This is a genomic window from Aminobacter sp. P4_H6_2 (assembly GCF_056400805.1).
The window spans coordinates 1-19,960 of record NZ_JBFUKO010000038.1 but is presented as its reverse complement, the minus strand read 5'-3'; the positions used below and the strand labels follow the sequence as shown (position 1 = coordinate 19,960).

General features: G+C 61.7%; 21 protein-coding genes and 1 pseudogene. 4 read left to right on the top strand and 18 right to left on the bottom strand.

Annotated elements, in window-relative coordinates; translation table 11 throughout:
- The 10 genes and pseudogenes from AC1DUU_RS05475 to AC1DUU_RS05430 all read right to left on the bottom strand — a co-directional run.
- Positions 1-289: pseudogene (locus tag AC1DUU_RS05475) on the bottom strand (hypothetical protein); the annotation flags it as partial.
- Between the two features lie 19 nt (positions 290-308).
- Positions 309-1,442: an aminomethyl transferase family protein gene (locus AC1DUU_RS05470; protein ID WP_476782408.1), complete on the bottom strand. Its 1,134-nt coding sequence runs from the start codon at positions 1,440-1,442 to the stop codon at positions 309-311.
- A gap of 294 nt (positions 1,443-1,736) precedes the next feature.
- Entirely contained in the window at positions 1,737-3,416 is a 1,680-nt protein-coding gene (locus AC1DUU_RS05465; protein ID WP_476782407.1) for a formate--tetrahydrofolate ligase, read from the bottom strand.
- Between the two features lie 168 nt (positions 3,417-3,584).
- Positions 3,585-4,736 (bottom strand): DUF2333 family protein, encoded by a 1,152-nt coding sequence (locus AC1DUU_RS05460; protein ID WP_476782406.1) that lies wholly within the window; start codon positions 4,734-4,736, stop codon positions 3,585-3,587.
- Between the two features lie 12 nt (positions 4,737-4,748).
- The gene (locus AC1DUU_RS05455) at positions 4,749-6,035 is read right to left on the bottom strand and encodes a DUF6638 family protein (RefSeq protein ID WP_476782405.1); all 1,287 of its coding nucleotides are present in this window, start codon (positions 6,033-6,035) and stop codon (positions 4,749-4,751) included.
- A gap of 65 nt (positions 6,036-6,100) precedes the next feature.
- Positions 6,101-6,517, bottom strand: coding sequence for an endonuclease domain-containing protein (locus AC1DUU_RS05450; protein WP_476782404.1), 417 nt, complete (start codon positions 6,515-6,517; stop codon positions 6,101-6,103).
- A 61-nt stretch (positions 6,518-6,578) separates the two neighbouring features.
- Positions 6,579-8,489, bottom strand: a complete 1,911-nt coding sequence (locus AC1DUU_RS05445) for an AAA family ATPase (protein WP_476782403.1) — start codon at positions 8,487-8,489, stop codon at positions 6,579-6,581.
- Positions 8,490-8,660: 171 nt separating this feature from the next.
- Positions 8,661-9,809: a hypothetical protein gene (locus tag AC1DUU_RS05440; protein WP_476782402.1), complete on the bottom strand. Its 1,149-nt coding sequence runs from the start codon at positions 9,807-9,809 to the stop codon at positions 8,661-8,663.
- Positions 9,810-10,033: 224 nt separating this feature from the next.
- A complete protein-coding gene (locus AC1DUU_RS05435) occupies positions 10,034-11,122 on the bottom strand; it encodes a hypothetical protein (protein ID WP_476782401.1) in 1,089 nt (362 codons plus the stop codon).
- A gap of 106 nt (positions 11,123-11,228) precedes the next feature.
- Positions 11,229-11,843, bottom strand: coding sequence for a thymidine kinase (locus AC1DUU_RS05430; RefSeq protein ID WP_476782400.1), 615 nt, complete (start codon positions 11,841-11,843; stop codon positions 11,229-11,231).
- A 214-nt stretch (positions 11,844-12,057) separates the two neighbouring features.
- On the opposite strand from AC1DUU_RS05430, the gene choX reads away from it, so the two are divergent.
- The 3 genes from choX (at position 12,058) to choV (ending at position 15,211) form a co-directional block, all read left to right on the top strand.
- Entirely contained in the window at positions 12,058-12,993 is a 936-nt protein-coding gene (gene choX / locus AC1DUU_RS05425) for a choline ABC transporter substrate-binding protein (RefSeq protein WP_476782399.1), read from the top strand.
- A gap of 185 nt (positions 12,994-13,178) precedes the next feature.
- Entirely contained in the window at positions 13,179-14,033 is an 855-nt protein-coding gene (choW, locus tag AC1DUU_RS05420) for a choline ABC transporter permease subunit (RefSeq protein WP_476782398.1), read from the top strand.
- Complete coding sequence (gene choV, locus AC1DUU_RS05415; RefSeq protein ID WP_476782397.1) at positions 14,030-15,211, top strand: choline ABC transporter ATP-binding protein; 1,182 nt, start codon at positions 14,030-14,032, stop codon at positions 15,209-15,211. The genes choW and choV overlap by 4 nt, the downstream gene beginning before the upstream one ends.
- 142 nt (positions 15,212-15,353) lie before the next feature.
- On the opposite strand, the gene AC1DUU_RS05410 is transcribed toward choV, so the two are convergent.
- The 6 genes from AC1DUU_RS05410 to AC1DUU_RS05385 form a co-directional block, all read right to left on the bottom strand.
- Positions 15,354-15,854: a hypothetical protein gene (locus AC1DUU_RS05410; RefSeq protein WP_476782396.1), complete on the bottom strand. Its 501-nt coding sequence runs from the start codon at positions 15,852-15,854 to the stop codon at positions 15,354-15,356.
- Complete coding sequence (locus AC1DUU_RS05405; RefSeq protein ID WP_476782395.1) at positions 15,851-16,264, bottom strand: hypothetical protein; 414 nt, start codon at positions 16,262-16,264, stop codon at positions 15,851-15,853. Before AC1DUU_RS05405 ends, AC1DUU_RS05410 begins: the two co-directional genes overlap by 4 nt.
- Before the next feature lie 190 nt (positions 16,265-16,454).
- Positions 16,455-17,405 (bottom strand): helix-turn-helix transcriptional regulator, encoded by a 951-nt coding sequence (locus AC1DUU_RS05400; protein WP_476782394.1) that lies wholly within the window; start codon positions 17,403-17,405, stop codon positions 16,455-16,457.
- Between the two features lie 168 nt (positions 17,406-17,573).
- A complete protein-coding gene (locus AC1DUU_RS05395; RefSeq protein WP_476782393.1) occupies positions 17,574-17,810 on the bottom strand; it encodes an HP1242/YdcH family protein in 237 nt (78 codons plus the stop codon).
- Between the two features lie 101 nt (positions 17,811-17,911).
- Positions 17,912-18,319, bottom strand: coding sequence for a GFA family protein (locus AC1DUU_RS05390; protein ID WP_476782392.1), 408 nt, complete (start codon positions 18,317-18,319; stop codon positions 17,912-17,914).
- Between the two features lie 60 nt (positions 18,320-18,379).
- Positions 18,380-18,733 (bottom strand): DUF1428 domain-containing protein, encoded by a 354-nt coding sequence (locus tag AC1DUU_RS05385; RefSeq protein WP_476782391.1) that lies wholly within the window; start codon positions 18,731-18,733, stop codon positions 18,380-18,382.
- 205 nt (positions 18,734-18,938) lie between these two features.
- Here AC1DUU_RS05385 and clpS point away from each other — a divergent pair, with 205 nt between their 5' ends.
- Entirely contained in the window at positions 18,939-19,244 is a 306-nt protein-coding gene (gene clpS, locus AC1DUU_RS05380) for an ATP-dependent Clp protease adapter ClpS (RefSeq protein WP_476782390.1), read from the top strand.
- A 109-nt stretch (positions 19,245-19,353) separates the two neighbouring features.
- Here the strand turns inward: clpS and AC1DUU_RS05375 are convergent, their stop codons facing one another.
- The gene (locus AC1DUU_RS05375) at positions 19,354-19,584 is read right to left on the bottom strand and encodes a hypothetical protein (protein WP_476782389.1); all 231 of its coding nucleotides are present in this window, start codon (positions 19,582-19,584) and stop codon (positions 19,354-19,356) included.
- A 28-nt stretch (positions 19,585-19,612) separates the two neighbouring features.
- Positions 19,613-19,750: a hypothetical protein gene (locus tag AC1DUU_RS05370; protein ID WP_476782388.1), complete on the bottom strand. Its 138-nt coding sequence runs from the start codon at positions 19,748-19,750 to the stop codon at positions 19,613-19,615.
- Between the last annotated feature and the right edge of the window lie 210 nt (positions 19,751-19,960).

Sequence of the window (19,960 nt, the reverse complement as noted above, 5' to 3'; positions counted from 1 at the left end):
GGCCCATATGGGCGTTGGCGAGCGTCCAGTTCAGGCGCGGCAACGCTGCCGCGACCGATKGCCCTTCATAATACTGGGCCGGTGCCAACGCCTTCAGCGATGCCTGAAAGCTATCGCCCGTGCGGCCCGGTATGAACATGATGTGGGCATTGGCGAAGAAGCCGTCAGGCGCCTTTTTCGCCATGTCCAGGATCGCGGACGCCCCTTCGGCGTCCGCTATGAGAAGGTGGCTCTTTCCGGCCTGCGGGGACAATATTCCGTAGACCGGGCGACTGAGGATCGTCTTCACCGGTGCACTGTCCAAGGTCTCAGCCCTTTGCCGTCCGCTTCAGCTTCTTGGGATCGTCGAACGGCAGCGACTGGGCGGTTGCCTTGACCGTGCCGCTGGCGTTGCGGATCTCAAGCGGCGTGCCGACGATGGCGCAGTCGACGTCGAGACGGGCAATGCCCATCGATTTCTTGACCAGCGGCGAATACATCGCACAGGTCACGACACCGACCTTCTTGCCATCGCGATAGATCTCGGCACCTTCGTCAGCTGCCTTGTCGCTGTCGAGAAGCACGCCGAAGATCTTGAAGCGCTCCTTGCCCTTGAGGCGATAGTGCTCTTCGGCACCGCGGAAGCCGGTCTTGCCCGGGCTGACGGTGAAGTCGAGACCGAGCTCCCACAGCGTATCGCCAGGACCCTCGTTCGCGAACGGATACTTCTGCGAATTGTCGTACGGGTAAAACAGAAGGTAGCTCTCGACGCGCAGCATGTCGAGTGTGGTGAAGCGCGTCGGGATGATGCCCATCTCCTTGCCTTCGGCAACGATGGTGTCCCAGATCGTGCCCGCGTCCTGGCCGCGGCAGAAGATCTCGTAGCCGCGCTCGCCGGTGTAGCCGGTGCGCGAGATCATCACCGGCAGGCCAAACAGCTGGGTCTGCATGTGGTGGAAGTAGTTGAGGTCGCGGATGCCGGGCACGTGCTTGGCGAGGTAGTCGACGGCAAGCGGGCCCTGCAGCGACAGATCGTGCAGATTGTCGTCGAAGCGCACCGAGACGTCGCGGCCGATCGAGGCGCGCGTCAGTTCCTCATGACCCGAACCCGCGCCGTGCACGACCATCCACGAATTGGGGCCCATGCGGTAGATGACGCAGTCGTCGGTGAATTTGCCGGCATCGTTGAGCATGCAGGCATAGACCGACTTGCCGGGATAGATCTTCTCGGGGTTGCGGGTGGTGCACAGGTCGATCAGGTGCGAGGCGTGCGCGCCGGTGATGTGGACCTTCTTGAGGCCCGAAACATCCATCAGTCCKGCCTTGGTGCGGATCGCGATATATTCCTCGTCCGCGTCCTTGTCGTAGCTCCAGGCTGTGCCCATGCCGCTCCAGTCTTCCAGTTTGGAACCCAGGGCACGGTGGCGATCGCCCAACGCCGAAAAACGCCATGAAGCTGTCATTTTTGGTACTCCTCCATATTGTTCCCCGCCCTTGGCCTTGCCGTAAGGCGGATATTGTTGGGAACATTTGAACCCAAAATTGCCGCTAGGGCAATATCCAAGTGCAAGAAATTTTACTGATAGGCAACATTTTGCCTTTCATCGATACGTCGGGTGTGGGTGAGCCGTGCCGCCCAAAGATGGCTCGACGTTTGGCAGAAAAAAGGCCTGACACATGGTGCCAGGCCTTGAAGGGCGCTCCGGGCCTGGGGGACAGGAGGGTGGATAGGAGCGCCGTGGGAGAAAGCTTCCGGCCTAGAACAGGCCTTCGATCTGGCCCTGTTCGTTGAGGAAGATCTTTTCCGACGAGGGTGCCCTKGGCAGGCCGGGCATGGTCATGATCTCACCGCAGATGGCGACGATGAAGCCGGCGCCGGCCGAAAGCCTGACCTCGCGCACCGACACGACATGGCCGGTGGGSGCGCCGCGCAAATTGGGATCGGTCGAGAACGAATATTGCGTCTTGGCCATGCACACCGGCAGATGGCCGTAGCCGGCGGCTTCCCAGGCATGCAGCTGGTCGCGTACCGACTTGTCGGCGATCGCCTCCGAGCCGCGATAGATGCGCTTGACGATGGTGTCGATCTTGTCGAACAGCTTCATGTCGTCGGGGTAGAGCGGGGCGAACTGCGAGGCACCTGATTCAGCGAGCTTGACCACCTTGTGGGCGAGCTCCTCGATGCCGGCCGAACCCTTGGCCCAGTGCATGCACACGATCGCCTCTTCGCCCATCGAAGCGACATAGGCCTTCATCGCCTGGATTTCGGCGTCGGTGTCGGAATAGAAGTGGTTGATCGCCACCACCGCCGGCACGCCGAACTGCTTCACATTCTCGATGTGGCGGCCAAGATTGGCGCAGCCCTTCTTCACCGCCTCGACGTTCTCCTTGCCCAAATCTTCCTTCTTGACGCCGCCATTCATCTTCATCGCGCGCACGGTGGCAACGATGACCGCAGCGGCGGGCTTCAAACCGGCCTTGCGGCACTTGATGTCAAAGAACTTTTCGGCACCCAGGTCAGCGCCGAAGCCGGCTTCGGTGACGACATAGTCGGCGAGCTTGAGCGCGGTCGTGGTGGCGACCACCGAGTTGCAGCCATGCGCAATGTTGGCGAACGGGCCGCCATGGACAAAGGCCGGGTTGTTTTCCAGCGTCTGCACCAGATTGGGCTGCACCGCATCCTTGAGCAGCACCGCCATCGCGCCGTCGGCCTTGAGGTCGCGGGCATAAACGGCCGTCTTGTCGCGGCGATAGGCAACGATGATGTCGCCGAGGCGCTTTTCGAGGTCCTTCAAATCGGTYGCCAGGCACAGGATCGCCATGACTTCGGACGCCACCGTGATGTCGAAGCCKGCYTCGCGYGGAAAACCGTTGGCGACRCCGCCAAGCGAGCAGTTGATCTCGCGCAAGGCGCGATCGTTCATGTCCATCACCCGGCGCCAGACGACRCGGCGGGTGTCGATGCCCARCTCGTTGCCCCAGTAGATGTGGTTGTCGATCAGCGCCGACAACAGGTTATGCGCGGTGGTGATGGCGTGGAAGTCGCCGGTGAAGTGGAGGTTCATGTCCTCCATCGGCACGACCTGGGCATAACCGCCGCCGGCCGCACCGCCCTTGACGCCGAARTTGGGTCCAAGCGAGGCTTCGCGGATACACACGATSGCCTTTTTGCCGATGCGGTTCAAACCGTCGCCGAGGCCGACGGTCGTCGTGGTCTTGCCTTCGCCGGCCGGTGTCGGGTTGATCGCGGTGACCARGATCAGCTTGCCGTCTTTTTTCTTGCGCGCCTCGGCGATGAACTCAGCCGAGATCTTCGCCTTGTCGTGGCCGTAAGGCAGCAAATGCTCGGTCGGAATGCCGATCTTGGCACCGATCTCCTGGATCGGCTTCTTCTTCGCCCCACGCGCTATCTCGATGTCGGTCTTGAATTCGGCCATGACGGCTCCTCCGGAATAATTACCTGGATGACGCCACGGCCACCCTGTCGCGGCCATACAAGCGCGACATCGCTGTTGCTTGCCGTCTCAAAACAGCCGCCCAATGCACGGATTGCGACAGGGCCCGCGGTCGGCGAGGCATGCGCGCCCAGACGGGCGCACGGCACCTTATCGGTCGAGCACCGCGCGGATCTCGACGATCTGCGAACGCGCCCGCAGCAGGTTGAAGCCCATCGTCGCCAGATGCGAAGGGAAAAGCGAGCTCGACTCGTTGCCGTTGGAGATGATCCAGGGCTGCATGTTGAGGGCGTCGCGCATCTGGGTCTGCATGGTGTCCCACAAAGTGGTCAGGTTGCGCTCGCGGATCACGGCCGAGAAGTCCTCGCGGGTCGCGCTCAGCATGCCGTAATAGGCATAGAGCTGGCCGTAAGCGAACCAGAAGCGGTCATCGGCGCGCGGATCGAACCAGCCGGCGTCGGAAGCCTCGATCTGGCTGCGCAGGATGTCGGAAGTCGAGCCCATGTCGCCGGCAATGCGGTCGAGGAACTGGAGCAGGTTGTCGGCGCGGGCGTCGAACGTCGCCTGGCACTTTTCGAGGCTGGCATTGAAGGCGTTCAGCTTCTGGATAGCCTCGCGGTAGACGCTGGGCGTCGGTCGCGTCGGGCCGCGCAGGCCGATGTACCAGGCGTCTTCGTCCCAGGCCAGCGCGGTACGCGCGTCCTGCAGGTTCTGATCGATGCGTGAGGTGCCGCGGGCGCGGCCCAGTGCATCGACAAGCTCGGTGGTGGTGCGGCGCAGCACCTGGTTGATGCCAAGCTGGAACGCGGCCTTATTGTCCATGAAGGGCGTATTGCGCCACGGCATGCCGAAGAAGCCCATCTTCGACGCCAGCATCGAGGAAATCCAGGCATTGCGGTTGACGTTGAAGTCGACCAGATCGGCTGAGACGGCAGCGATTTCGGAACGCTTGCAGACTTGTGGCGCGGGTGCCGCTGTGGTGCCTGTCGCAGCCGTCGGAGCGGCGATCGGTTCACCAGCCAGCGCGTTTGCCGCCTGGGCGGTTTTCGAACTCGCGACCACGCGGGCCGGGTAGTCGGGATCGAAGTCTTTCCAGACCTGCGTGACGTAGAAGAAATAGGCGTAGAGGCCGACGATGCTGGCAATGATCAGGCCGACAATGGCTCTCAGCACCCAGCTGCGCTGCAGATACCAGCGGCCGAGCCACATCAACGGCCACAAGATGATGCCGATGACGAAGCCAATGCCACGCCCGATCAACTGGAATATCCGGGTGAAGAAATTCACGATCGGATCAAGCATGGATGAATCCCCTCAGTCGGTCAGGCCATAGAGCTGTGCGCGGAACGCCGCCTTGTCATTCAGATATGAGTTTTTCAGCGTGTCCACAACATTGGATCGCCAGGTCTCGTTGAGCTCTTCGTAGTCTTTATAGAAACCTTGCTTGTTGAAGACGTAGCGCGACACAAAATCCGATGGCACGAATTCCGAGATCAGACGGTTGGTCAGCCAGGCATCGGGATGGTCTGTCTTGGCGCGTACCACCAGGAAACGATGCAACGGGGCGACGTCTTCGAGCCTCAGCTGGCCGAGTTGGGCGATCTCGCGCTTGGCGCTGTTGAGGAAGGGGAAAATGCCGTCGCGGTTGATCGCATCGGCATGTCCATGAATCCATGTCTGCAGCCAGACCTTGTCGACCTCACCGATGTTGCGATTGGGCTCGGCTTGCTGGATCAGCGCGCGCACCGCCATCTCGGCGCGGTGTTCGAGATAGCCGGAGCTTTCGACCCATGAGGCGCGCGGCAGGTCGAGCCGGCCGGTCGATGCGAGGAACTTGAACACCTTGTCGGCGTCCTTGATCGAGAGATAGCTCACCTGCCATGGCCGCGAGCGGCGGAAGCCGGGGGCCGCCGGATCGGAGATAACGGTCGTCACATCGGGGTCGACAAAGACGTAGACGCCGCCGAAATGGCTGGTCCAGAAGGCGTTGTGACGGAAGATCACCTGGTCCGGCACGAGCGCGTTCTCGCGGATGTCGCCGCAGACTTTCGCCAGCTCGACCATGCGCTGAAGCATGGCGTCATCGCGCCAGGCATCTGGCTCCTGCCTCAGTCTGTCGACCAGCTTGCCGAGTTCGGCTGCCTTGCCGAGCACGTCTTCGGCCGAGAGCACGCGGAATTCGACCTGGCTGATCGACAACAGGTCCTCGATGTCTTCGACCTTGGAGACCGAATCCTCGATCTCGCCGTAGATCACATCCTTGATCGTCAGCGCATCGATGGCGCGCTGGTTCTTGGTCATGAACTCGTAGAGCAGCTGCGAGGTGTTGGAAAACGCCGTGTGCACGACAGGCAGGTCGATCTGCGACGGCGTCAGGATGATGAAGCGGCGGTTGACCTCGTTGGGGTCGAGATACTGGTAATCGTCGAGTTCCTCGGCGATCTTGGGCGAAAAGCCGGTGCGGTCGATCTGGAAGCTCTTCAGCTTCGTCGGCTCCAACCCGAACGCCTTCAGCGCCTTGTTGTAACGGTCGACCAGGTGCGGCTCGTCGATCGGCAAAAGCCGGCCGTAGATCAGTTCGTTGTCGCGGAGGAGATCCATCTATGCCTTCTCCCCGTTCACGGGGAGAAGGTGCCCGAAGGGCGGATGAGGGGCAGCTAAAACGTTCACGAATTTCCACCTGCGTTGGACGTGGCGGGAAGGAATTTGATCTCGTGCGATGTCACCTTGTGATCCAGCCTTCCGTCAAGCGCAGCAACAATCGTTTCCAAAACAGGGCGTCGATCCCGCAAAACGTCTGCATGCCAGATCCGAAGTACCGACCAGCCATTTCGGTTCATAGTCTCGTCGCGAAAGCGATCGGTGATGCTGCCGGCATGCTGGCTCCCGTCCACTTCGACAACCAGATTGGCTTCGCGGCAGGCGAAATCAGCAAAGAACGGGCCGATCGGCAATTGCCGGACAAACTTATGGCCATTCAGTCGTCGCCCACGCAGTTCGTGCCATAGCATTTCCTCGGCGTCGTTCTCCGTCTTGCGAAGTTGTCTTGCCCTTGTGACCTTGTTTTCATTGCCGCCACGCATAGCGCTGCCCCTCATCCGCCCTTYGGGCACCTTCTCCCCGTRAACGGGGAGAAGGAAGGCCTTACGCATTCCACAACCCCTTCGCCTTCAGCTCTTCCATCTCCTTCGCCGCACGCTCCCTGAGCCTTGCATCTCGGAGCAGCTTTGACACCGCCGCGTCGTCCGACTTGTCGGCGTAGCGGAACTCAGAGTCGGCGTAGCGGTTGATCTCCTGCATGACCATGTCCATCGAGAACGGCCCGCGCAGCTCCTCGATCATCGCTTTTTTCTCTTCATAACCCTTGTGCATGAAGGCTTCGGGCTTTTCGAACCACTCGTCGGGCAGTTCGATGTCCATGGCGCGCATCTTGATCGCGTCGGTGACGTTCTTGATGGCGCGGCCGGTGAAGCGCGGCTCGGCCTCCTTGATCATGTGCAGGTAGGTGCCGACATCGGCCAGCGTCTTCGGCGCGCCATTGTCCTTCATGAAGCGCTCGAAGACCTTTTCCAGCCCGTCTTCCTGTGGCTTTGCATGCTCTTCATAGGCTTCGGTCACGGCGCGCTGGATTTCCTGCGCGGCGTAGAGCTGGTGCTCGCCGAGCGGTATCTTATGGTTCTTGCCGGCGAGCAGAACGAAGATGTCGATATAGTCGTCGCGGGTCTGCGGCCCGTCGACAAGCCAGCGCGCGCCGGCGCGTTGCCTGAGCGCGTCGTCGACGTTTTCGGGATAGTTGGAGAACATTCCGAATGAACAATTGCCGCGCACCACGGTGCCGGCACCGGCGAATGCGTCCATCAGAACGCCTGTTATTTCCTGCTGGCCGGCGGAGGCCCGGTCGTCGGAGCGCTTGGCTGCCACCTGGTCGATATCATCGATGGTGCCGAAGCCGATGGCGCGAGGGTTGAGCACGTTGTTGATGAACTGGCGGCAGTTCTGCCCCGATTTGCCCTGGTAGGAGGAGATCTGGTCGACGCCGAAATTCTCGTAGGCGAAGGGATAGCCTGCGACCTGGCAATAGTTGTTGACGAGGCCCGCGATCATCTGGATCAGCGTGGTCTTGCCGGTGCCGGGTGCGCCATCGCCGATGAAGGTGAACAGGAAGCCGCCAAGCTCGACGAAGGGGTTCATCTCGCGGTCGAAATCATAGGCCATCAGCATCTTGGCGAGCCTGACCGACTGGAACTTGGCGATGTGGTTGCCGACGACCTCTTCCGGCTTCTTGAAGGTCATCACCAGCGGCTTCGACTTCTTGCCGGGCGCCACGTCGAAGCCGTCGAGGGTGAAGTCGTCGGCGTCGATGCGGATATGGGCGTTTTCGAAGGCACCGAGCCCGTCGAAGCGGCTCTTGCGCTGGAGCAGTCCCCCGATCGCGACACGGGCGAAGGCGCGGCCGCGGGTCAAAAGGTCGGCGTCGTCCTTGGCGCCCGAAAGCGACCGGTCGAGACCCGAGACGATCGACTTCACCGCGTCCTGCGGCGTGTCGAACAGGAAGTCGGGTTCGGTGACGTCGTTGGGTGCTTCGCCGTCGCTGTCGATCAGCTGGGCGAGATAGGAGGAAAGCGTGAAGGCCGCGACATAGGCCGACGCCGACAGCAGCTTCTTGAAGTGGCTGGCCTCGTCGCCTTCGAGCGGGGCGCGCGCGTTCTTCGCCTGCAGCGCTTCGAGATCGGTCGAGCGCGAAAAGATGTCGGAAACGGCAAGCGCCACAGCGATGCCACGGCGGGCGCGGAACAGCAGCGTGTGCTGAGGGATCGACATCAGCTGGTCGTCGGGGCGAATCGCGCCGACGGTCTTTTGCAGCTCGACCTCGCGCGTCTTGCGGATCGAGCCTGTCGACACGGTGGAAACGAAGCGGCGGTTGGTGCCGGCAAGGGCCGTGCCCGACTGGCCGGAGGAATCCTCCAGCACGACGATGCGGGTGATGAAGCTCTGCGCGGTCGCGCGGTGCTTTTCGATGTCGGCTTCGGAAATCGTCGTCAGGCCGGTGTCCATTGAACCCTCGTTTTTTCGGGGGAGAGCTGGCGCTGCCCCTCATCCCCTGCCGGACCTTCTCCCCGCAAGGACGGGGCGAAGGAGGCTGGCCGCAACGACGACGCCTCCCTCTTCCCGTTCACGGGGAGAGGGTAAGGGTGAGGGGCTGAGCCAACCTCAAAAAGTGATGCGCTACACATCGCTGATCACCTGTCCCTTGGACAGGATATGGACCTTGTAGCCCGCGAAAATCTTGTCGGCTTCGCCCGCCGCGTAGAGCGCCTGGTAGGCCTCATGCGGGATCAGCGCGTGTTTTTCGTAGCTCGACACGCCCTGGCGCGCGGCTTCGAGATCGTCGGTGTTGATGAAAAATTCCTCGCTCGCCGGTTCGCTCGACCACAGGCCCTGGCGTCCCGGCTTTTCGGCCTTCGAATAGACCTCCTGGATGGTCCAGGTCAAAAGCCAGGCGTTGTCCGCCTTGCGCACCTTGGACAGCACCTCGCTGACGGTCGAATTGTGCTCGGTGATGCCGGCCGAATAGAACGGCCCGAGCACCATGCGCCGGAGCTGCTTAGGGTGCAGTTCGGGAAAATCCTTGTCGAGATTGGTCGCAACGGTCAGCGGGGAGAGCGAATAGGCCGAGTTCTTTTCGGTGAAATCGTCGAAGCGATGCGCGAGGTCGGGATTGAGCAACCCTTCGACAGGAAGCGGAATGTCGATCTTTTCGTTGAGTTTTCCGGTTTGGGCGTCGACAAGCTGGTCGACCATCGCCTGGGAGGAATCCTCCACCGTCGCCATGTAGATCAGTGGCAGGTTGGCGCTGCCGTCGAAGCTGCCCCAGTGAACGAGGTAATAAGGCCGCATCGACTTCGGGTTGACCGACACCTTGGCTGTCTGCGCCAGGATGAAGGGACTGAAGGTCACGCCATCCTTGACGTCTTCGAGGTAGAGCCGCTCGGCCATCGAGCGCTGCAGGGCCTCGGGGAATTCCTTGTGGCGCAGGATGAAGTCGGCCATCTCCTCGCGCAACTCGCCTGGAGGCGGAATGCTTGCGAGGCGCTGGGCGGCGGTGCGGCGGTCGTTTTCGAGCTCCAGCACGTTCTGGAACACCGGAAAGCCGCTTTCGGCGCGGGAAATCTTGAAGGTCTCCATGAAACCGAGCCGGTTGCGCCAGCAGGCGAAGGACCGTTCCAGCCGCGCAATGTATTCGGCCGCGACCTTGGCAACGATGCCGTGCCGGTAAAGCGGCGAGCGGTCGTCGCGCATGAAGATTTCGAGCCCGYTCAGCGCCGCCGCAATCGCGTCGAAATAGCGGACGGCTGGGTCGTCGGTGGGGGTCATGCTGCCGTGCCTGCTGTGCTTGCGTTCCGTCCCACCCCCCTCTGTCCTGCCGGACATCTCCCCCGCAAGGGGGGAGATTGGCCTTCAGTACGGCCCCGGCCAATCCTGGACGTTCGAGAATGGGCGAGGCGGAGGTTGCTGCTGATCTCCTCCCTTGCGGGGGAGATGTCCGGCAGGACAGAGGGGGGTGTCATAGAGCGCGAAGCTTTGTCTATGTTGCCGCCTCAGCTCTGCACATAATCCGAAGCGTTGTGCTTCTTCAGCACGTCGTCGAAGCGGCGGGCGAAGGCGTCGTCGGCGAGTTTCTTGCGGCGCTGGATGTCGGCGGTCGCAACCATGTTTTTCTCGTGCAGTTGGAGCAGGTCGCCAATGTGCTTCTGGGCTGCGGCGCCAATGCCGGCCATGGTTTCTTCGGCGGTGTTGTCGACCTTCGAGCCCAGCGTGTTGATCTTGTGGGCAACGTCCTGCTGCGCCGCCGTCTTCAGCGAATCCTCGAGCGCCTTGTAGAGCACGATGCGCTGCTCGGTATCGATGGTCAGCTTGTTGATCAGCGTGTTTTGCGCCGCGATCTGGTTGTTCAGCGAATCGACGAAGGTCTGGAACATCGAGGTGTAGCGTTCGAGCGTCTGGCTCTCGGCCAGAAGCTCCTGCTCCTTGGCCTGCTTCTCATTATATTCGGTGGCGAGCTTGGAGCGCTCCGATTCAAGATTCGTACGCTCCTTCTGGCTGGTCGAAGCGGCGATCTTGTTTTCGATGTCGAGCAGAAGCGGGTTCAGCTCCTCGATCCGCTTTTGCGTTGCTTCGAGATTGTTCATCGTCGTCTTGCGGCGCTCAATGACCTGGGAAAGGCTGGTCTCCGAAGTCTTGTAGCGCTCGTCGAGCACCTGCTTCTGTGCCTTGAGGATGCCGACGATGGTGTCGGACTTGACCAGAAGCTCCTGCAGGTTGCCGGCCAGCGACATGTTGCGCACGCGGTCGGTGCGCATGCGCTGCTTGCTGGCGGCCGAGAATATGCCGATGAAGGTTTCCCATCCGGTGAAGCTCTTCATGCTCTCGAATTCGGAGCCGAACACATTGGTTGCGTCCTCAAGCCCGATGATCAGGTCGGCGATGTTGCCTTCCATCACCTGCTGCTGCTTGAGCACGTCCTGGATGCGCGCATTTTCGATGTCGAAGTCGGCCGCACCGATCTTGGCGTCTGTCGTGGCGATCTTGTCGAGCACGGTTCCCGATTGCTCGATCTTGGAGCGCATGTCCTGCACGACCTGCTGGGTCTTGGCGATTTCGGCATCGAAATTCTGTAGCGTAGCCATACGTTCCTCCGGTGTCGAATGCGCTGTAGTGGGGGCGAATATATGTGCCGCATCTTTCGATTGAAAGACGCAAGCGCCCCGCAAAAAGCATTTAAGACGAAGCTACTTAGCCCCGCGACACAAATCCGATGAAGTCGTCGGGCTGGGCGCGGCCCATCTCTTCTTCCCAATGGCGCCGGCACAGCGAGACGTAGACGTCCTTGCCGATCGCCACCTGTTCGCCCTGGCGGGCGACCTTGCCGTCTTCGCCGAGCCGCACCACCATCGTTGCCTTGCGGCCGCAGCGGCAGATGCTGCGCACTTCGCGCAGCTCGTCGGCGATGGCCAAAAGCGCGCGCGAACCGGTAAACAGATTGCCCTGAAAATCGGTGCGCAACCCGTAGCACATCACCGGGATGTTCAGACGGTCGGTGACCCGCGCCAACTGCCAGACCTGTTCTTCTTCCAGGAACTGCGCCTCGTCGATGAAGACGCAGTGAACGGTCGTATGCTCATGGTGTTCGGCGATGCGGGCGAAGAGATCGTCGCCGCCACGGAACATCTCGGCCTCGGCTTCAAGTCCGATGCGGGATGAGATGTAACCCTTGTCGCCCTTGCGATAATGACCGGCGATGAACAGCATCGTGGTCATGCCGCGCTCGCGGTAGTTGTAGGATGCCTGCAAAAGCATCGTCGTCTTSCCGGCGTTCATCGTGGCGTAGTGGAAATAGAGCTTGGCCATGTCGCTCTTCTATTCCGAAGCTGCCGGCGCTGGGGAGGTGCCTGCGTCGCCATCCACCGCAAAAAACTGGTGCGATGTCGCTGATGGATCAGCCTGCGGCGTCTGTCGTTGGGTCATGTCACTTGAATCCAAAGGAAAATGGTGTTTGGCTCGCGACAAAGACGAACAACAACACTAACGCGTTGCCATCAAATACCGAATGGGAGAAATCTATATGTCGCGCATGAAATCACTCGCCGTCGCCATCGGCGCGTCGACGTTCCTTTCGACCGGCGCTGCCTTCGCTGCCGATGCGGAAAGCTGCAAGGTGGTACGGCTCTCCGACGTCGGCTGGACCGACATCCAGGCAACCACCGGCGTCGCTTCGGTGCTGCTCACGGCACTCGGCTACGAGCCGCAAGTCATCCAGCTGTCGGTTCCAGTCACCTATGCCTCGCTGAAGAACAAGGATCTTGACGTCTTCCTCGGCAACTGGATGCCGTCGATGACCAACGACATCAAGGACTACACCGCCGACGGCTCGGTCGAGACCATCGGCGAAAATCTCTCCGGCGCCGGCTACGGCATCGTCGTGCCGACCTATGTCGCGGAAGCCGGCGTCAAGACGCTGACGGATCTCGGCAAGTTCAAGGAAAAGTTCGACGGCAAGATCTACGGCATCGAAGCCGGCAATGACGGCAACCGGATCATCCTTGATATGATCAAGAACCCGGCCGACAATCTCGAAGGTTTCGAACTGGTCGAATCGTCCGAGGCCGGCATGCTGACCCAGGCCGAGCAAGCGATGAAGTCCAATGAATGGATCGCCTTCCTTGGCTGGACGCCGCATCCTGTGATGGGCGATATGAAGATCACCTATCTCGACGGCATGGGCGACTCGGGCTTTGGTGCCGCTACCGTCAGCACCAATGTGCGCAAGGGCTACGTCGCCGAATGTCCGAACGTCGGCAAGTTCCTCGGCAACCTCAAGTTCAACCTGGCGATGGAAGGCACCATGATGGACGCCATCCTCAAGGGTGGTAACGCCAACGACGTCGCAACGACATGGCTCAAGGCCAATGCCGATGCGGTGACACCCTGGCTCGCCGGCGTGACTACTTTCGACGGCGGCGATGCCGCCGCTGCCGTGAAGGCGGCTCTCGGCAGCTAAAAGCAAACGGTCGGCGTCGCGTAGCCCCTCATCCGACCCTGAGTCTATCGAAGGGCCGGCACCTTCTCCCCGTTAAGGACGGGGAGAAGGGGGCTGTCGCGACGCTGACGACTCCCGTTCCTACGGGGAGAGGGTAAGGGTGAGGGGCGGCGCAATCGCCTTTCCAGACAGCGCGAGGGGGCGACATGGATCCGATTTCGAAATTTCTTGCAGCCTACAAGATCCCCATCGGCGCCTGGGGCAAGGCGTTCTTCACTTTTCTGACCGACAATTTCAACACCGTCTTCCGCGGCTTCTCCAACGGCCTCAACTTCCTGCTCAACGGGCTGGTCGATGGGCTGTTGTTCCTGCCGCCAGTTGTAGCGGTCGCGCTGATCGCGCTGCTTGCCTGGTATCTGCAGCGCTCGCGGGCGCTGGCAATCGGGGTGGCACTTGGCCTGCTGTTCATCATCAACCAGGGTCTGTGGAAGCAGACTGTCGAAACGCTTGTGCTGGTCGTCGCCGCCGCCACCGCCTCGATGCTGATCGGCGTGCCGCTTGGTATCTGGGCCGCCCACAAGCCCAAGGTCTATCGCTTCATGCTGCCGGTGCTCGACCTGATGCAGACGCTGCCGACCTTCGTCTATCTGATCCCGGTGCTCACCTTGTTCGGCCTCGGCAACGCGCCTGGCCTCATCGTCACCATCATCTTCGTCATCCCTACCGCCGTGCGCCTGACCCATCTCGGCGTCGTGTCGGTGCCGACAGCGATCATCGAGGCCGGCCAGGCCTTCGGCGCCACCAAGCGCCAGCTGTTGTGGAAGGTCGAACTGCCGGCGGCGCTGCCCACCATCATGGCGGGGCTTACCCAGTGCATCATGCTGTCGCTGTCGATGGTGGTCTTCGCCGCGCTGATCGGCGCCGGTGGCCTCGGTACCGAAATCAACCGGGCGCTCGGCTCGCGCAAGATCGATCTCGGACTTGAAGCGGGCCTTGCGATCGTTGTGCTGGCTATCGTTCTCGACCGCATGACGCGCATTGGCGTGGGAGGCAAGAAATGAACGTCGCCGTCGATTTCAAGAATGTCGACATCGTTTTCGGCACCGACACCAAGGGCTCGCTCAGCCTGATCGACAGTGGCGCGACCCGCGCCGAGATCCTTGAAAAGACCGGCAATGTGCTGGGCTGCGCGGGCGCCAATCTCACCGTCAACGAGGGCGAGATTTCGGTGCTGATGGGCCTGTCGGGCTCGGGCAAGTCGACGCTGCTGCGCGCAGTCAACCGCCTCAACATCGTTTCGCGTGGTCAGGTCATGGTCAAGGACGGCGACAAGATGGTCGACGTCGTTTCCTGCGACGAGGCGACGTTGCGCCGCCTGCGCCAGCATCAGGTCGCCATGGTGTTCCAGCAGTTCGGTCTGCTGCCATGGCGCACTGTCGAGGAAAATGTCGGCCTCGGCCTCGAACTCGCCGGCATGCCGGAGGCCGAGCGCAAGCAAAAAGTCGGCAAGCAGCTCGAACTCGTCAATCTGACGCCATGGGCCAAGAAATACGCCCACGAACTGTCCGGCGGCATGCAGCAGCGCGTCGGCCTGGCGCGCGCCTTTGCCACCGAAGCGCCGATCCTGTTGATGGACGAGCCGTTCTCGGCGCTCGATCCGCTGATCCGGACGAAGCTCCAGGACGAGCTTCTGCAACTGCAGAAGACGCTGAAGAAGACCATCATCTTCGTCAGCCACGATCTTGAGGAAGCACTCAAGATCGGCAACACCATCACCATCATGGAGGGCGGGCGCATCGTCCAGTCCGGGCCGCCCGAAGATATCGTCTTGCGCCCTGCCAACGACTATGTCCGCGACTTCATCGCCAATGTGAACCCGCTGTCGGTGCTGACGGCATGGAACGTCATGCGCGACCGCCGCGATCTTGAGGACGCCGGCGAGGGCTGGGTCTGGCTCGACCGGCGCAAGACGACGCGTTTCAAGATCGACAAGCAGGGTCTGGTGGCGGCCGCCGAGCGCAACGGCCAGCCGGCCGTCTGGGTCTCCGTCGATGACATCGAGAAGTCGCCCGACGAGGCCTCGCATGTCTTCTGGGCCAAGCCGGGCACATCGCTCAAGCTGGTGATGCTTGCCATGCACCGTTCGCAGACTTCGCCGGTGGCGCTGTTTGACGACCAGTCGCGCTTCGTCGGCGCCATCGGCATCCGCGACGTGCTTTCGGCGGTGCTGAGGCGGTGAGAGCCTTCTTCTCCCCGTTCACGGGGAGAAGAAGCCGGCAGGCAGATGAGGGGCAGCACTAGCCTCTCAGAATTTGGAGCTGCCCCTCATCTGGCCCTTCGGGCCACCTTCTCCCCGTAAACAGGGAGAAGGAATCCCAGCCTCACTCCCCATCGCCCAACAACTCGTTCAGCTTGGCTCCGTAGGGCTGAACCACATCGACATATTGCAGGCCTTCGGCGCGAAGCTTGCGGGTTTCGGCAATCTTGGTCTTAACGAAACTGCGCATTTCGGCCTTCTGCTCGTCATTCAGGTCGCTGGCATCCAGTTTCTCCGTCAGGCCCGAAAACGCTGCTTCGAGCCGGTCGTTCGGGATCGTTGCGAGATAGCCCCGGAAGGTGGCGTCGAGCGCGTGTTTCCAGCTTTCGCGGGTGAAACCGGCCTTGGCGATGTGTCCGTTCATGTCGGCGTCGTCATCGAACCACTGGTCGGCTTCTTCTTCGTCATAAGCGAGGCGGCCGAGATCAGGTTCCAGTTCGCCCAATAGCTGTACCACCTTGCCGACCTCATCCATCGTCAATGCCCGAGCCGGCAGAACGAAGGTGCCCAGTGCCAGGCTTGCCGCCAACAGGCCGCCGAGCGTGCGTTTGAGAGAAAAGCTCATCCCACGCACTCCGCTTCAAGCGCCTTGTCGGTATCGTTCTGAGCCTTGGCCTGCATCAGTGAACCTCCCACCGATRCGGCCTGGGCCACCACCGCGCCGCCACGCCCGGCAAAGCCGCCGAATCCGCCGACCATAGACAAGGCGCCGCCAAGCATCGCCGCGTTGGTCTCAGCGTTCGCTGCCTTCTGCATGGCTTCGTTGCAGCGCTGCGCCGCTGTGATTTTCCCGGTTTTGCCCTTCGGTGCGGCCTGGGCCGCTGCTTTGGGCGCTCCGGCTGCTTTCACCGTGCTGGTGGTCGTTGTGGTCTGGCTGCAGGCGGCAAGCGCGCCGCACAGGATCAATGCAATCGCTCTATTCATGATTCTCTCGATTTCGCTGGAGTTGGCGCGAACTCCGTGGATACGGCCCATGCGCGGACCGCCGACTCTGCCCAGTCGACGGTCCGCCGATGGCCGGCCACACATGCGTTCGAAGAGCGCCCCCGCCCGTCGGATGCATTGGTCCGCCACGGCATCGCTCTACGACGGCCAAAGGGCGAGCGTCTTGGCGCAGGGCGAACAGATATGGTCTGGCGCGAACTGATGGAAGATAGAGCCGCGACTACTGGCGGCGGCGGAGGGCTGCGGCCTTGATCTCGCTCGGGGTCGCCGCGAAGCGCTGGCGAAAGGCCCGATTGAAATAGGACAGGTCGCTGAAGCCGGTGTCGAAGGCGATCGCCGACACCGTGGCCGTTCCCGCCGCCTCGAGCGTGCGGCGCGCCAGATCGAGCCGCGCGTCGCGCAGGAACTCGGAAAAGGTCAGGCCCTCTTGTTCGAACAGCCGCTGGATATAGCGCGGGGTCACGCCCTGGCGCCGTGCAATGACTGAGACGCTCAGTTCCGGGTCGGTCAGGTAGCGGAGGATTTCGGCCTTGACCAGTTCCAGCCGCGCCGCGCTTATGCTGGCGCGCACGGGTTCTGCGGCCTCGTTGGTCGCACCTTGAATGACCAAGGCTGCGAGATCGTAGAGGTGCTTGCCAGCCAGCCTGCACGCCGCTTCGCCGGAGGGGGCGGACGCACGCAACAGATCGGCATAGCCGCTGAGCAAGGGCGCGCTCGCTGAAGCCATGGGGATGTGATGAAACGCCTTGGTCCGGACGCGTGGGGCAAGGGCGGCGAGCCGCGCTTCGTTGAGCGAGACGACCTTGAGCAGGGTTGCGGGCAGGGCGAAGGCCATGGGCGTGCCTTCATTGACGAGGGTGATGTCGCCTGCCTTGATGAGAAGGGGAGGCTTACCCGCGATCGCCACCTCGTAGTCGGAGGTGTGGATGGTCATGAGATAGTCCTGCCGGCCGTCGGCCATCAGGTCCTTGGGGCGTTCGCCGAGAACGGCTGAATAACACGCCGTGCCGACTGTCGTGCCGGCGTCGAGGAAATAGGCGGCGAGGTCGAAAGCGAAGGTTTCGCTGTCGAGGGGCCTGAAGCGCAGCCCGGCAACATGCCGCGCCACGAAATCATGCAGGAAGGCCAGCCGCTCGCGTGCCGGTACGTCGTTCGTCGAAAGACGTTGCATGCAAAAAATCCATTCCCAAGGCCGCCCCGCCTGCGACCTATGCGTGAATTTCATGTTCATGCACTGTATGCGGGTGGTGGCCCTTATCAGCGGAAATGGCGTTGGGGTCAATGGTCTCCGCGAGCAGGCACGTCACTCCGTGCTCGCGGGGAGCGCGCGCGGATTACATCAAGCAGTGATCGCGCTTGCAATCTTGTCCTTCAAGGCGAGCCGGCGCTTGCGCAATGTAACCTCGTGCTCCTCACTGACCGGTTCGAGGTTGGTTTCGGCCTTGTGGATCTGGTCGTTCACTTCGTCATATTCCTGGAGAACACGAGCGAAATTTGCATCCTGCGCCTTCAACGCGTGGATCGCTTCGAGCTTGCCGGGGAATTCTTCACCCAGCGTGTGAGGCGTGTTCGACATCGTTTGCTCCTTGTGTTGTCTTCAAGCAAACTACCCCGCCCAAGCAGTGCGGGGTTTGATCCTGGTCAAACCGCTGTCGTTTGTGCCGGTGGCGCTTGCGGCTAAACCGGATCCTTGTCGTAGATCGCTATGCCAGGCGGAAGCTGTACCCAGGAATGCCGTCGGCAGTCGTAAACCGAATCTTGAGGTGGYGGAAAGCTCGGATCGGCGAATGCGCCGACAGCGACAGCCACAAAGGACGCTTCCGCGCCTTCCTCGGTGTGGAAGACAGTCGATCCGCAAACAGGGCAGAAGCGGAACCTGAATTTCGAACCCTGGTCACCGACGCGCACATATTCGGTCGCGGCGCCAAAAACCTTGTAGGGCGGGGCAAAACCGGCCAGCGCCGCAAATACGCTTCCCGTCCTGCGCTGGCAGGCAAGGCAGTGGCACACGCCGATGCCAAGAGGTTCTCCCTGAACGTCGATGCGCAACTGGCCACAGCAACAAGAAGCTGTTCGATCAGGCATTTGCGTCTCCGCATCCAAGGGCGGGTGGCACCGGCGCCTGCCGGCGACCGCCGCTTTCGGCTACATGTCTAGAAACATGTCGAACCCGCCAAAGATCATGCGCTTGCCGTCGAACGGCCACTGCGCTGGATCGCTCTTCATGCGCGGGTCGGCCATCACTTTCTTCACGATGGCATCGCGCTCGTCGCGCGAGCGATAGACGACCCACGCAAAGATCACGATCTCGTCTTCTTTGGCCTGCACCGCGCGCGGGAAGGAGGTGACTTCGCCTTGAGGCACGTCGTCGCCCATGCACTCGACATAGGCCAAGGCGCCATGTTCTTTCCAGACCTCGCCTGCCGTCCGCGCCATCTCCTTGTAGGGGGCGATATTCTTTTTCGGCACAGCGAGCACAAATCCATCGACATATGACATGGTGGTCTCCTCTCATTGCCACTGTTCTCAGGACGATTGGCCAAGCCTAAGTCCGACAGTCCTTCGCAAAAGATTGTTTGTTACCCAGCAGCCATCCTGCACCACAACGGGCGACTGGCGCTATGGTTTCGAACGAACCCGACACCGTTGCCTGGCTGCTGTGTCGGCCCCATATGGTAGCAGGTGTTTTGATCGGTTGGCCGCGATGCCCGAAACCATCACCGTCCCACGTACCAAGCTGCGCCCCAAGACCGAGCGGCCGAAGCTGCACAAGGTCATCCTCATCAACGATGACTATACGCCGCGCGACTTCGTCGTCACTGTGCTCAAGGGTGAGTTCCATATGTCGGAGGATCAGGCGCACCGGGTGATGATCACCGCCCATCGGCGTGGGGTGTGCGTGGTCGCGGTGTTTACCAAGGATGTTGCCGAGACCAAGGCGACGCGCGCGAGCGAAGCTGGCCGCGCCAAGGGCTATCCGCTGCAATTCACGACCGAGCCTGAGGAGTGAGGAGCGGTCCGCGTAGCGGACGAAAGCCGCAAGATTGGCTTTTCGAGAGACGAACGCCCGGAGCCATAGCGGAGGTCAGGGCGCCCGCGGGCAGGCTGCTGGCGATCCTCTACGGCGACGCCGGCTCCGTGCCCGAAGCCGGGCCGGCATAGAGCTCACGGCCGGCCCTGTCGCAAACGCGGACATGGTCCGGGGTCTGCGGCATGGCAAGCGTGTGGAAAAGCGAGCCGGCGGCCTCGAGGGCCGCCTTGAGGTCCGGCGCTTCGAGCGAAATCCGGTCGAGGGTGGCGTGTGCGCCGTCTTCTTCGCGCAGACGATAGAATTCGATGACGAAGTTCACATCCGCCTCCAGCCACCCGTGGGTGAGATTAGCCCTTCGGCTTGCCCTTGGAAGCGGTCTCGGCCTGCTTGACCTGCGAGCCGAAGGCGGCTGTCGCCTTGACCTCGACCTTTTCCTTCTTGGGTTTTCTGGTTTCGCGGTTGCTGCGTTGCTGGCCCTTGGCCATGGTCGTATCCTTCCTTCTAGCGAAACGTCGGGCCTATTCGGCCGCCGTTTCAACTCCCTCGAGATTGTCTTCCGTGGTGACCCGTTCGTGGTTCTCGCGGTCACTGCGGATGCGGTATTGCGGCGAACCGTCCTTGGCCGGCAGCGTCGCCTTGACGTGGAAGGTCTCCGCGTCCTTCACTGCCATGCCGATCCGGCTCCTGATCCGCAC